Below are 13338 nucleotides of genomic sequence, written 5' to 3' on the forward strand. Positions count from 1 at the left end.
CGGCAGTTGTACCGTCCCGCCGGTTCTGTCAGCCCCGGTCGCGCACCAGCGGTACCTTGCCGACCGACGTCCGCTCGATCTCCGCGGACGCCCTGGGCACGAACTTGATCAGGAACCGGTAACCGGTCTTCTCGATCGAGGCGGGGTTCGCCTCGCCCTGGTTGAACAGCGAGAGCGAGCGGGGCAGCGCGTTGACGAAGACGTGCTGGACGCCGTACGGGCCGAGCGCGGCGTCCATCCGGTACGTCAGACCGGGGACGTCGTCGACGGACGCCAGCAGCGTGATGGTCTTGCCCTCGCGGTGGTTCACGAACTGGATCTCGTGGGCCACCACGTCCAGGTCCGTCGCCGTGGCCTTGAGCAGGTCCTCCCGCAGCGCCTCGTACGCGCGCGGGGCCGAGTACTGGCTGTCGTTCAGGTGCAGGATGTCCCCGGTGCGGCCGGCGAACTCGAACCGGCCGGTCTTCAGCCCCGGCCCGTCCAGCCTCGGGCGGCGGATCATCCGGTCGCCCAGCTTCAGCCGCAGCAGCGGTGCCTCGTGCCCGTGCAGCCGGGTGACGACCAGCTCGCCCTCCTCTCCCTCGGCGACCCAGCGGCCCTGCTCGTCGACGATCTCCACCAGGTGCAGCCCGGGCACGGCCGCCAGGTAGGGGGACTCCTCCGTCAGCTGCAGCCCGATGGTCTCGGCCTGGGTGGCGGCGAAGTAGCTGAGGATCGTCAGGTTCGGGTACATCGCCTTGAGCTCCGCCCGCTTGCGCTGCGGCAGCACCCCGCTCCCGTACAGCGCCACCCGGAAGCTCTCCTTGGCCTCCTGGCTCATGCCCGCGCCGAGCTCGCTGAGGATCGCGATGCCCGCGGTGATCCCCATCAGCGCCTTCGGGCCGGGGTACGAGAACATGTGCTCCAGCACCGGGGCGGTGACCGGCCCCGCGCCGATGTAGTTGACCCCCGGCACCTGGGCCAGCACCCCGCCCACCATGGTGCCGCTGCTCCACATCTGGTAGTCCGCCAGCGTGGTGTACAGCCACTTGGGGTCGCTGCCGGGCAGGTACCCGCCGAGCTGGTAGGCGCCCATGAAGCGGCCGGCCACCTCGTAGGTGTCCCGCAGCTCCCGCAGCGAGTACACCGACTCCAGCGGCTTCCCGCCGCTGGTGCCGCCGCTGGCCACGATCTCGAAGCCGCCGCGCGCCAGCGGCACCACCATGCCCGGACGCGAATCCATGAAGAACTCGCGCTGGGTCTCCTTGTCCGACAGCGGGATCCGCTGCCACTCCTCGTACGTCTGCGGGGCGCCGCTGATGCCGGCGCCCGAGAGGCGGCTGCGCCAGAGCGGGTTGAGCCGCACCGTGTTGACCATCTGCTGGAGGCGGCGCAGCACCAGGGCGTCCTGGATCTCGTGCGAGACCTCGCTGTACGGCGCCTGGCAGACCCGCTCGCACTCGCGGAGCTTGCTCGCGAACGAGGGGAGCTTCTCCACCGCCTCGACCGAGTCCGGCTTCAGTTCCCACTCGGGGATCAGCCAGCTCGCCAGTTCACCGGCGCCGCCGGGTGCCGCCGGCCGGGTGGGCGCGGTGCTCACTGCACTCATCGTCAATTCCTCGTCCTCGTGTTGTTCACTTGTTCATGTGCTGCGGTTCGTTCGGTCTCGGCTCTTCGGCGGTTTTCAGCCGACGCCGGCCAGGACGTCGGCGCCGACCCGCCTGATCTCACCCAGCAGCATCCGGAAGTGCTCGACGGTGATCTGGTGGTTCATCATGACCACGCGCAGCGCGGCGACCCCGTCGATGTTCACCTTGGAGATGAAGAAATTCCCCTGGATTTTGATCCGGTTCCTGATCGCCACCTGGAGGCGGTGCACGTGTTCGTCCGGGAGTTCGGCGGGACGGTAGCGGAAGCACAGGATGTTGGCTTCCGGCCGGTGCACCGTTTCGAATTCCGGTTCGTCCAGAAGGAGCCGGTGGATCTCCTCGGTCAGCTCACAGAGGTACTCGATCTTCTCGGCGAACAGGGCCCGGCCGTAGACGGACCAGAGGGTCCACAGCGGCATGATCATGGGCCGCTTGGTGCACTCGAAGTTCCTGGCACCGCTGTCGAGCTCGGTGTAGCGGTCCGGCTCCTCGTCGAAGACGTAGCTGGCGCGCTGCTGGAAGGCCCCGAGGCTGTCCTCCTTGTTCCGGTAGAACAGCAGCGTGCAGGGCGCCGGAACGAACATCATCTTGTGTGCGTCCCACGCCAGGGAGTCGGCCTTCTCGATTCCCCGCAGCTTGTGCCGGAGCCGGTCGGAGACCAGCAGGCTGGCGCCGTGTGCGCCGTCGACGTGCAGCCAGATGCCCGCGGCCCGGGTGATGTCGGCGAGCCCGTCGAGCGGGTCGAAGGCGCCGACCGAGGTGGTGCCGGCCGAGGCGACCAGGGCGAACACCTTCAGTCCCCGCTGCTCGGCGGCCTCCAGGGCCGGCCGCACCTGCTCCAGGCAGATCTGCTGCTCCCGGTTGATCGGCAGGCGCACGATCTGCGACTCGCCGATCCCCAGGATCCCGGCCGCCCGCGAGACGCTGTAGTGCACGTCCGCGCCGACCGCGATGGCGGGGCGGGGCAGACCGTCCGCCGCCGGGCTGCCGCCCGACCAGAAGTCGGGGAACATCTTGTTCCTGGCCGCCAGCAGTGCGGTCAGGTTGGCCAGTGACCCGCCCGAGGTGGTCACCATGGCGAAGGAGTCGGGTTCCCAGCCGATGAATCGATTCAGCTCCTCGGCCATGATGCGCTCCGCCACGCTGGGCAGCTGGCCCGCCTCGTAGAACGAGGACGGCTGGTTGACCACCGAGCTGACGAAGTCGACGACCCCGCCCAGCGGCACCACGCCCGAGAACTGCCGCCCCATGTAACCGGGTGAGTGGACCTGGATCCCCGTCCTGACGTACAGGTCGGTGATCCCGTCCAGCCGCTTCTCGTCGAAGGCCGCGATCTTCTCGCGCTCGGAGGTCATCAGGGCCCTGGCGGCCTGGGTCAGCGTTTCGGGATCGATCAGTTCGAGCCCTCTGATCGAGGAATCGGCCAGATGGCTTTCCAGCCGGCTCAGTACCGTCTCGGAATTCTCCCGGAAAAGCTCGGGGTCGAACGTGTCGGCCAGCATTTCGCCGGCGCGCGGTTTTCCGACCCTGAGAGATTCGGAGGGACTCGGCTTCCGAGCGCCGAGCAACGGTCCCACTCCGCCTTTTTGCTCGATCATCTTCTGATTCGAGCGAGATTCCACCATAGGAGCCCCCCAATGGCCCTTGTTGAGGACATCGAGACTTTCCCTTTCCGGCGGTGTTCATGTCCAGCCGAGTCACTCCAACGAGTGAATCTTCGTTTTTCGTAGGCGTTCGATTGCGCATCGTCGTGGCTTGACTCCGGCGCGCGACCGCCGGCAATGTCGCTGGCCAGGCCGGTGAAGTGGCCCATCACATTTCGAACGCCAAAATCGAACAGGGCGGCGACTATTCAAACGCCAGCCGGGAATGTGCTGTTTTGGCCCGGCGGTTCGCCCGGCGGGCCGATTTCGGCCTTTCTGGCTGGTAGCAGGCAGGCCTGCGGCCCGGCCCTCGCACCGCACCCGGCCTCGGTGTCCGGCGATCTTGCGCGGTAGGGAGGCGGGATGGCCGGCGTGGTGTTCGACGCGGTGCCGTGTGATGTGGACGGCGTGACCCGGGTCTTCGGCGGCCGCCCACGCGCGACGTCGTGGGCGGGTTGCCGGCGACGGCGGTGACGTACGGCGGCGATGTGCTGCCGGAGCAGGTCACCGGGCGGACACGGACGCCGTGCGGCCGGACGGCGGCGAGGCCCGGGCACGCCGCGTGACGGCCAGGCCGGTTCGACGGGCGAGGCGCCACGGCCTGTGTTTGTGTGGCTGCAAACCGCTTGGGAGAGGTGAATCGCCGTGACCATGCCCCCGTTCGGATCGAACGACCCGTTCTCCGACCTGCTCAGCCGGTTCTTCGGGATGAGCCCGATGGCCTCCCCGCCCGCCGTGCAGCGAGTACCGATCGGGCGGCTGCTCAGCGAGTCCTCGCAGGAACTCCTCGCGCTGGCCGCGCAGCGGGCGGCCGAGGACGGCTCCAGGGACCTCGACACCGCGCACCTGGCCTGGGCGGCCACCCGGGTGGGCCCCTCGCGCCGGATGCTGGAACGGGCCGGCGTCGATCCGGACCGGCTCTCCGGCGACCTGGAGCACGCCCTGCCGTCCGGCAGCCGCGACGCGGTGGACGGCCGGCCGGCGCTCACCCCCTCGGCCAAGCGCGCCCTGCTCGCCGCGCACGCCCGCTCGCAGGCGGTCGGTGCCTCGTACATCGGCCCGGAGCACATCCTCGGCGCGCTGCTCGACCAGGAGCGTTCGGGCGCCGGCGTGGCGCTGCGCAACGCGGCGCCCTCGCAGGAGGCGCTGAAGTCGGTGCTGGAGGAGCGCGGCACCGGCGGCGAGCGCGGCAGTACGGGCGCCCGCCCGAGCGAGACGCCGACGCTGGACGAGTACGGGCGCGACCTCACCGAGGAGGCGCGCTCGGGCCGGCTGGATCCGGTGGTGGGGCGGGCCGAGGAGATCGAGCAGACCGTCGAGATCCTCTCCCGGCGGACCAAGAACAACCCGGTGCTGATCGGCGAGCCGGGCGTCGGCAAGACCGCGATCGTCGAGGGCCTGGCCCAGCGGATCGTCTCCGGGGACGTGCCGCAGAGCCTCAAGGAGAAGCGGGTGGTCACCCTCGACCTGACCGCGCTGGTGGCCGGCTCCAAGTACCGGGGCGAGTTCGAGGAGCGGCTGAAGAACGTGATCGACGAGGTCACCGCGGCCGAGAAGAGCGTGATCCTGTTCCTGGACGAGCTGCACACCGTGGTCGGCGCGGGCAGCGGCGGCGAGGGCTCGATGGACGCCGGCAACATCCTCAAACCGGCGCTCGCGCGCGGCGAGTTGAGCGTGGTCGGCGCGACCACGCTGGACGAGTACCGCAAGCACGTGGAGAAGGACGCCGCGCTGGAGCGCCGCTTCCAGCCGGTGCTGGTGCCCGAGCCGAGCGTCGACGAGACGGTCGAGATCCTCCAGGGGCTGCGCGACGCGTACGAGGCGCACCACCAGGTGCGGTTCACCGACGAGGCGCTGGACGCGGCGGCGACGCTCTCCGACCGGTACGTCAGCGACCGCTTCCTGCCCGACAAGGCGATCGACCTGCTGGACCAGGCCGGTGCCCGGGTCAGGCTGCGCAGCCTGAGCGGGTCCACCGAGGCGACCGGGGTGCAGGACCGGATCACCAAGCTGAAGCGGGAGCTGGACGAGGCCGTCTCGGACGAGGAGTTCGTCCGGGCCGCCAACCTGAAGACCGAGCTGCGGCAGACCGAGGACGAGCTGGCGGCGATCGCCGAGTCCCGCGAGGAGGTCGTCGACGTGACGGCCGACGACATCGCGCAGGTGCTCTCCTCCCGGACCGGCATCCCGGTCGCGGAGCTGAGCGCGACCGAGAAGGAGCGGCTGCTCAAGCTGGAGGAGCACCTGCACGAGAAGGTGGTCGGCCAGGACGAGGCGGTCACCGCCGTCGCCCAGGCGGTGCGCCGCGGCCGGGCCGGGATGGGCGACCCGGAGCGGCCGACCGGCTCCTTCCTCTTCCTCGGGCCGACCGGCGTCGGCAAGACCGAGCTGGCGAAGGCGCTGGCGGCGCTGCTGTTCGGCGACCCGGACCGGATGATCCGCTTCGACATGAGCGAGTTCCAGGAGAAGCACACCGTCTCCCGGCTGGTCGGCTCCCCGCCCGGGTACGTCGGCTACGAGGAGGCCGGGCAGCTGACCGAGGCGGTGCGCCGCAAGCCGTACAGCGTGCTGCTCTTCGACGAGGTGGAGAAGGCCCATCCGGACGTCTTCAACCTGCTGCTCCAGGTGTTGGACGACGGGCGGCTGACCGACGCCCAGGGGCGTACGGTCGACTTCCGCAACACCGTGGTGATCATGACCAGCAACATCGGCTCGCAGCGGATCCTGGACCATGCGGGGAACGTCGATGAGATCAAGGACGACCTGATGCGGGACCTGCGGCGGCAGTTCCGGCCGGAGTTCCTCAACCGGATCGACGAGGTGATCGTCTTCCACGCGCTCACCAGGAAGGACCTGCTGTCGGTGGTCGACCTGCTGCTGGAGCGGACCCGGCGCCGGCTGCGGGCCCAGGACGTCGAGCTGGACGTCACCGGGGCGGCCAAGGAGTACCTGGTCAACCGGGGCTACCAGCCGGAGTTCGGGGCCCGGCCGCTGCGCCGGACGATCCAGTCGGAGCTGGACAACCGGATCTCCAACCTGCTGCTGGACGGTTCGGCGCGGGAGGGGGACACGCTGATCGCGGACGTGAGCGAAGGGGAGCTGGTGGTCACGCTGGCACGGCCGGAGGCGTCGGCGACCTTCGACGAGGCGCAGGCGAAGGCCCGGGCGTCCGCGGCCGCCGAGGAGGGCTGAGGGCGAACCGCGTCCGGGCGTACTCCAGCGGGAGTACGCCCGAACGCCACCGGTGGAGGACGCGCGGGGACGGGGCGCGGGTCTAGCTTGTGGGCATGATGCCGCCCACGTCCCCGCCGACCGAGCCGTGCTCGGCGGAGCAGCCGCCGGAGGAGCCGCCCGAGCCGTGGCGCCCGCCGTGGGTGCGCGCGGCCAAGGCGGGCTACCCGCTCGGGGTGGCGGCGGCGGTCGCGGTGCTCCAGGTGGTCGGCTCGACCTTCGCCGCGCACGACCAGCACGAGAGGGTCCCGCTGGACGCCTTCGGCTACCTGCTGCTGCTGCTCGGACCGGCCCTGCTGGTGCTGCGCGACCGCCGGCCGGTCGCGGTGGTGGCCGGCACCTCGGTGGTCACCGCCGGGTACCTGGCCGGCGGGTACCCGTACGGGCCGGCCTTCGTGAGCTGGCTGATCGCCTGCTGCGTGGCGATCGGCTCCGGGTACCGCCGGGCGGCCTGGGCCGGCGTGGGCGGGGTCTACCTGGTCCACCTCCTGGTCACCTTTGTCCTGCCGGAGAGCTGGCAGCGCGCGGCCCCGCCGTCCGGCAGCATCTGGCCGCAGGAGCTCGGGCTGTCGGCCTGGCTGCTGCTGGTGATGGCGGGGGGCGAGCTGGTCCGGTTCCGGCGCGAGCGGATCGCCGCCCACCGGGCCTACCGGCAGCAGCTGGAGGAGCGCCGGGCCAACGAGGAACGGCTCAGGATGGCCCGGGAGTTGCACGACATCCTGGCGCACAGCCTGTCGCTGATCAACATCCAGGCCGGGGTCGCGCTCGCGCTGCTCGACCGGCGGCCGGAGGAGGCCCGCGGCGCACTGGTCACCATCAAGTCGACCAGCAAGGAGGCGCTCGGCGAGGTCCGTCAGGTGCTCGCGACGCTGCGCGGGCCCGGGGCGGCGCCGCGCGGGCCGGCCCCCGGGCTGGACCGGCTGGACGAACTCACCGAGCAGGCGGACCGGGTGGGCCTGGAGGCGGAGGTGCAGGAGCGCGGCGAGCGGCGCGAGCTGCCCGCCACCGTCGACCTCGCCGCCTTCCGGATCGTCCAGGAGGCGCTCACCAACGTGGTGCGTCACTCGGCGGCCCGGCAGGCGGTCGTGGTGCTGGACTGGAGCGACCCGGCCGTGCTGGTGGTCCGGGTGGAGGACCCGGGGCCCGCGGTCCTCGGTGACGCGGGCGGCTCGGGCAGCGGGCTGGTCGGGATGCGGGAACGCGCGGCGGCGTTCGGTGGCACCATCACCGCGGGGCCGCTGCCGGACGGCGGCTTCCGGGTCCGGGCGGAGCTGCCGACACCGAAGGCGGAGAGCGATTGATTCGGGTACTGCTGGCGGATGACCAACTGCTGGTCAGGGCGGGCTTCCGGGCCCTGCTGGACCTCCAGGACGACCTCACGGTGGTCGGCGAGGCGGGTGACGGCGAGGCGGCGGTGCGGCTCACCCGCGAGATCGTGCCGGACGTCGTGCTGATGGACATCCGGATGCCGCGGATGGACGGGCTGGAGGCGACCAGGAGGATCGCCGAGGACCCGGCGCTGTCCTCCGTCCGGGTGGTCGTGCTGACCACTTTCGAGCTCGACGAGTACGTCTTCGAGGCGCTGCGCTCGGGGGCGGCGGGCTTCCTGGTCAAGGACACCGAGCCGGCCGACCTGCTGCGGGCGATCCGGGTCGCGGTCGCGGGGGACGCGCTGCTCTCGCCGGGGGTGACCAGGCGGCTGATCGGCGAGTTCGCCGCCCGGTCGAAGGCTCCCGAGGCCGTTCCGGAGGGTCTCTCGGACATCTCGATGCTGACCGAGCGGGAGCGCGAGGTACTGGCGCTGGTCGGGATGGGGCTGTCCAACGAGGAGATCGCCCGGCGGCTGGTGGTCAGCCCGCTGACGGCGAAGACGCACGTCAGCCGGGCGATGGTGAAGCTCGGCGCGCGCGACCGGGCGCAACTGGTGGTGCTGGCCTATGAGTCGGGGCTGGTACGGCCGGGCTGGCTGGGCTGAGCGACCCCTACTCCTCCGGGATTATCCCAACTGTCGCTGCTGGTAGGACGCGTGATGAGCCCCCTCGGCGGGACGCTCTGGGCACCTCGGGAACCCCCCGAGGTCCTGGAGGCCCACCACCGAGGAGTTGAACCACCATGTACACGCAGCTGGCCGACTGGCACGGCCCCGGCCCGTGGATCCTGCTGATCCCGCTGGTCTGGATCGCCGTGGTGATCCTGGTGATCGCGGTGCTGCGCCGCACGGTCCGGCGGCAGCACGGCTGCGCGTTCGGGGGCGGGGCCGGAGCCGTGGCGGAGCATCCGTTGGCCGTCCTGGGCCGCCGCTACGCCGAGGGCGACATCGACGCCGAGGAGTACCGCGCCAAGCGGGCCGTGCTCAGCGAGCCGCCGCGGGGCGACGCCAGGGGAGGTGGCGCCAGGTGACCACCCCGGACGTCGTGAGCGGCGCCGCCGCCCGGGTCGCCGATGCCGTGAAGATCTACGGCACCGGCGGCACCGAGGTCCGGGCGCTGGACCACGTGACGGTGGAGTTCCCGGCCGGGCGGTTCACCGCGATCATGGGCCCGTCCGGCTCGGGCAAGTCCACCCTGATGCACTGCGCGGCCGGGCTGGACACGCTCACCGCCGGCAGCGCCTGGATCGGCGACACCGAGCTCGGCGCACTCGACGACCGGCGGCTCACCCTGCTGCGCCGGGAGCGGATCGGTTTCGTGTTCCAGGCCTTCAACCTGGTGCCCACGCTCACCGTCCTGGAGAACATCACCCTCCCGCTCGACCTGGCCGGGGCCGCCCCCGACCAGGCCTGGCTGGAGACACTGGCCGACGTGGTCGGCCTGGGCGACCGGTTGCAGCACCGTCCGAGCGAGCTCTCCGGCGGCCAGCAGCAGCGGGTCGCGGTGGCCCGGGCACTGGCCGGGCGGCCCCAGGTGGTCTTCGCCGACGAGCCGACCGGCAACCTCGACTCCCGCAGCGGCGGCGAGGTACTCGGCCTGCTGCGCCGGGCGGTGGACGAGACGGGCCAGGCCGTGGTCATGGTCACCCACGACCCGACGGCCGCCGGCTGGGCCGACGAGGCGCTCTTCCTCGCCGACGGACGGCTGGTGGACCGGATGCGGCAGCCCACCTCCGCCCTGGTGCTGGACCGGATGAAGGCCTTCGAACGGGGGCGGTCATGAGCGAGCGGATCCGAGCGGATCGACGCGGCCGCACGAACACCGTTCCCCTCCGGCTCAGCCTGCGCTCGCTGCGCGCCCACCGGAGGCGGCTGGCCGGCACCCTCCTGTCCATCCTGCTCGGGGTGAGCTTCCTGACCGGCACGATGGTGCTCGGCGACACCCTGCGGGCCAACTTCGACACCCTCTTCGCCGACGCCAACGCCGGTACCGACGTCGTGGTCCGCAGCGCCGACGTGCTGGACTCGCCGGGCACGGTCGGCGGGGTACGGGCGCCGGTGGCGGCGGCGCTCGCCGACCGGCTGCGAGCCGTACCCGGGGTGGCGGCCGCCGAGCCGTCGGTCCAGGGCGCGGGCCAGCTCATCGGAAGCAACGGCAAACCGATCGGCGGCCAGGGCCCGCCCACCCTGGCGGGCAACTGGCTGACCGATGGCCGGCTCAACCCCTACCGGCTGGCCGAGGGCCGGGCGCCGGCCGCCCCGGGCGAGGTCGTGGTGAACCGCGGCGCGGCCAAGGCGGGCGGGCTGCACCTCGGCTCGACCACCGTGCTGCGCACCCCCGATCCGGTACCGGTCACCGTCGTCGGCATCGCCACCTTCGGGGCGGACGCGGACGGCATGGGGCCGAGCACCTTCACCGCGATGACCTTCGCGGACGCCGAGCGGTACCTCACGCCCGAGGGCGCGGGGCAGGCCGGCTCGATCCAGGTCCGCGCGTCGGGCGGGGTCTCCCAGCGGGAGCTGGTCGACCGGATCACCCCGCAACTGCCCGTCGGCGTCCAGGCGATCACCGGTGCGGCGGCCACCCAGGAGTCCACCCAGGTGCTGTCCGGGCGGTTCCTGACCATGTTCACCACGCTGCTGCTGGTCTTCGCCGGGATCGCGTTGCTGGTGGCGACGTTCACCATCCACAACACCTTCGCCATCGTGGTCGCCCAGCGGAGCAGGGAGCACGCGCTGCTGCGGGCACTCGGCGCGGTGCGCGGTCAGGTGCTCGGGGCGACGCTGGCGGAGGCGACGCTGGTCGGCCTGCTGGCCTCGCTCGGCGGGCTGCTGGGCGGGATCGGGGTGGCGGCCGGGCTCAAGGCGCTGTTCTCGGTGCTCGGCTTCGCCCTGCCGACCGGTGGCATGGTGATCAGCGCGGCCGCCGTCCTGCTGCCGCTGCTGGTCGGCACGCTGGTCGCGGTGGGCTCCGCGCTGCTGCCGGCCGTCCGGGCCGGGCGGACGGCTCCGCTCGCGGCCCTGCGGGACACGGGCGTCGACCGGGCGGCGCAGGGGCGCTCGGGCACCGCCCGGGTGGTGCTCGGCAGCCTGCTGCTGACCGGGGGAGTGCCGGTCGCCTTCCTCGGTGCGACCGACGGCCCGTCCGTGCTGCTGACGGCGCTCGGGGCACTGGCGGTGCTGGCCGGCACGGTGGTGCTCGGCCCGGTCGCCGCGGCCTGCGCGGTGCGGATGCTGGGCGCGCCGCTGCCCAGGCTGCGCGGGGTCTCCGGGGTGCTCGCCCGGCGCAACGCGGCCCGCAACCCGCGCCGGACGGCGGCCACCGCGAGCGCGCTGATGATCGGAGTCGCGGTGGTCACGCTGTTCACCGTGTTCGGCGCCTCGGTCAAGGCCACCCTGGACGACACGGTGAGCAAGTCCTTCGCGGGCGATCTCGCCGTCACCACCGCCTCGTTCGGGGCCGGTGGCAGCGGGATCAGTCCCAAGGCGGCGGACGCCCTGGCCGCCCTGCCCGAAGTGCGGCAGACCGTCGGGCTCGGCCGGGGCGTGGCCCGGATCGACGGGCACGGCCGGACGCTGGACGTGACCGACCCGGCCCGGCTGCCCGGGATCGTCGACCTCGGCCGGGTCGAGGGCTCACTGGCCGCGCTCGGCACGGACGGGCTGGCGGTCTCCCGCAGCGAGGCGCAGCAGCACGGCTGGCGGCTCGGCCAGTCCGTCACCGTGGGCTTCACCGATGGTGCGAGCGCCCCGTTCACCATCCGCGCCCTGTACGAGGGCGGCAGTCTGGCCGGCGACTACCTGATGACCCGGCAGGCCTGGGCTCCGCACCGGGGGCAGGACGCGGACACCATGGTCGCGATCGGGCTGCGTGACGGCGTCTCGGCTGCCGCGGGCAAGGCGGCGGTGGAACGGGCACTGGTCCCGTACGGCAGTCCGCAGGTGCAGGACCGCGCCGAGTACGCGAAGAGCGCGGCCTCCGGCGTCGACATGATGCTCTCGGTGGTCTACGCGCTGCTGGCGCTGGCGGTGCTGATCGCGCTGCTGGGCATCGCGAACACCCTGACGCTGGCGGTGCACGAGCGGACCAGGGAGCTGGGGCTGCTGCGGGCGGTCGGCCAGACCAGTGGTCAGCTGCGGGGCATGGTGCGCTGGGAGTCGGTGCTGGTGGCGGCCTTCGGGACGGTCGGCGGGCTGGGCCTCGGAGCCTTCCTCGGCTGGGCCCTGGTGCGGGCCTCGGACAGCGCGGGGACGGGATCGTTCGCGATACCGCCCGTGCAGCTGGCCGTGGTCCTGGCGGCCGGGCTGCTGGCGGGCGCGGTGGCCGGACTCCGCCCGGCGGGGCGGGCGGCGCGGCTGGACGTCCTGCGGGCGATCGCGGCGGAGTAGGAGGCGATGGAAGGAGGTGGCGGAAGAGGAGGTGGCGGAGCGGGGCAGGAGCGCGGAGCAGGAGGAGCCGGTGAACCGGAGGGTCAGCCCATGGACTGCGGGAAGACCTCCCGCACCAGCGGGTCCGGCAGTCCGCGCTTGCGCCACTCGCGCGGGTAGCCGAGCGAGACCTCGGTGAACGGAACGCCGTCGTAGGTGGTGCGGCGGGGGATGTGGAGGTGGCCGTAGATCATTGCCGCGGTGTTGAACCGGGTGTGCCAGTCGGCGGTCAGCTCGGTTCCGCACCACTGGGCGAACTCGGGGTACCAGAGGATCTCGGTGGGCTGGCGGACCAGCGGGTAGTGGTTGACCAGGACGAGCGGGACGTCCGGGTCGCAGGCCGCCAGCCGCTTCTCGGTCAGCCGGACGCGCTCGCGGCACCAGGAGTCGCGGTCCGGGAACGGGTCCGGGTAGAGCATCCGCTCGTCGGCGCAGACGATGCCGCTCTCGTAGGCGGCCGCCAGGGAGGCTTCCTTGGTGGTCGTGCCCGGCGCACGGAAGGTGTAGTCGTAGAGGAGGAAGAGCGGGGCGATGCGGACCGGTCCGCCGGGGCCCTCCCAGAGCGGGTACGGGTCCTCGGGGGTCACGACGCCGAGCCGGCGGCAGCGTTCCACCAGATGCTCGTAGCGGGCCACTCCGCGCAGCTGGACCGGGTCCTCGGGGTGGGTCCACAGCTCGTGGTTGCCGGGCACCCAGACCACGCGGGCGAAGCGCTCGGCGAGCAGGCCGAGGGCCCACTCGATGCTGGTGGTGAGCTCGGCGACGTCACCGGCGACGAGCAGCCAGTCGCCGGGGTGGGAGGGCTGGAGCTTCTCCACCAGGTCGCGGTTCTCCTGGTAGGAGATGTGAAGGTCGCTCACGGCGAGCAGCCGTCCGCCTGACGGCGTGGGCCGTGCCGGCTGTGCGTCGCTGCGGTTCTCCGTAGTCACTCCTGCCCCCTGAGGTCGCCCGGCCGATGGGGCCCACCCTACGTGGCGGGCCGGGGGAGCGGGGCGGGTTGACGGGATCAGCCGTTCGAACCGCCGTTCCGAGAACCGAG

At 72.2% G+C, this 13338-nt stretch carries 9 protein-coding genes; 6 read left to right on the plus strand and 3 right to left on the minus strand.

What is annotated here, in order from left to right; translation table 11 throughout:
- Positions 1–28: 28 nt before the first annotated feature.
- Positions 29–1588, minus strand: coding sequence for a hypothetical protein (locus AB0O11_RS03795; RefSeq protein ID WP_363381414.1), 1560 nt, complete (start codon positions 1586–1588; stop codon positions 29–31).
- A gap of 75 nt (positions 1589–1663) precedes the next feature.
- Entirely contained in the window at positions 1664–3130 is a 1467-nt protein-coding gene (locus AB0O11_RS03800; protein ID WP_363381416.1) for a pyridoxal-dependent decarboxylase, read from the minus strand.
- 792 nt (positions 3131–3922) lie between these two features.
- Between AB0O11_RS03800 and AB0O11_RS03805 the strand changes: the two genes are divergently transcribed.
- From AB0O11_RS03805 to AB0O11_RS03830, 6 genes are all read left to right on the plus strand, one after another.
- Positions 3923–6463, plus strand: a complete 2541-nt coding sequence (locus AB0O11_RS03805) for an ATP-dependent Clp protease ATP-binding subunit (RefSeq protein WP_363381987.1) — start codon at positions 3923–3925, stop codon at positions 6461–6463.
- Between the two features lie 95 nt (positions 6464–6558).
- Positions 6559–7803 (plus strand): sensor histidine kinase, encoded by a 1245-nt coding sequence (locus tag AB0O11_RS03810; RefSeq protein WP_363381418.1) that lies wholly within the window; start codon positions 6559–6561, stop codon positions 7801–7803.
- The gene (locus AB0O11_RS03815; protein WP_363381420.1) at positions 7800–8477 is read left to right on the plus strand and encodes a response regulator transcription factor; all 678 of its coding nucleotides are present in this window, start codon (positions 7800–7802) and stop codon (positions 8475–8477) included. The genes AB0O11_RS03810 and AB0O11_RS03815 overlap by 4 nt, the downstream gene beginning before the upstream one ends.
- Before the next feature lie 137 nt (positions 8478–8614).
- Entirely contained in the window at positions 8615–8902 is a 288-nt protein-coding gene (locus AB0O11_RS03820; RefSeq protein ID WP_363381422.1) for an SHOCT domain-containing protein, read from the plus strand.
- Positions 8899–9654 (plus strand): ABC transporter ATP-binding protein, encoded by a 756-nt coding sequence (locus tag AB0O11_RS03825; RefSeq protein WP_363381423.1) that lies wholly within the window; start codon positions 8899–8901, stop codon positions 9652–9654. The genes AB0O11_RS03820 and AB0O11_RS03825 overlap by 4 nt, the downstream gene beginning before the upstream one ends.
- A complete protein-coding gene (locus tag AB0O11_RS03830; RefSeq protein ID WP_363381425.1) occupies positions 9651–12260 on the plus strand; it encodes an FtsX-like permease family protein in 2610 nt (869 codons plus the stop codon). The genes AB0O11_RS03825 and AB0O11_RS03830 overlap by 4 nt, the downstream gene beginning before the upstream one ends.
- 83 nt (positions 12261–12343) lie before the next feature.
- Here the strand turns inward: AB0O11_RS03830 and AB0O11_RS03835 are convergent, their stop codons facing one another.
- Positions 12344–13228 (minus strand): metallophosphoesterase, encoded by an 885-nt coding sequence (locus tag AB0O11_RS03835; RefSeq protein ID WP_363381427.1) that lies wholly within the window; start codon positions 13226–13228, stop codon positions 12344–12346.
- Positions 13229–13338: the final 110 nt, after the last annotated feature.

It is taken from the genome of Kitasatospora sp. NPDC093102 (assembly GCF_040683915.1).
GTDB lineage: Bacteria > Actinomycetota > Actinomycetes > Streptomycetales > Streptomycetaceae > Kitasatospora.

What these genes read in the sequence shown, in the direction of transcription:
- AB0O11_RS03795 (WP_363381414.1), bottom strand. Translation starts at nt 1,588, where the DNA reads ATGAGTGCAGTGAGCACCGCGCCCACCCGGCCGGCGGCACCCGGCGGC.
- AB0O11_RS03800 (WP_363381416.1), bottom strand. Translation starts at nt 3,130, where the DNA reads ATGCTGGCCGACACGTTCGACCCCGAGCTTTTCCGGGAGAATTCCGAG.
- AB0O11_RS03805 (WP_363381987.1), top strand. Translation starts at nt 3,923, where the DNA reads ATGCCCCCGTTCGGATCGAACGACCCGTTCTCCGACCTGCTCAGCCGG.
- AB0O11_RS03810 (WP_363381418.1), top strand. Translation starts at nt 6,559, where the DNA reads ATGATGCCGCCCACGTCCCCGCCGACCGAGCCGTGCTCGGCGGAGCAG.
- AB0O11_RS03820 (WP_363381422.1), top strand. Translation starts at nt 8,615, where the DNA reads ATGTACACGCAGCTGGCCGACTGGCACGGCCCCGGCCCGTGGATCCTG.
- AB0O11_RS03830 (WP_363381425.1), top strand. Translation starts at nt 9,651, where the DNA reads ATGAGCGAGCGGATCCGAGCGGATCGACGCGGCCGCACGAACACCGTT.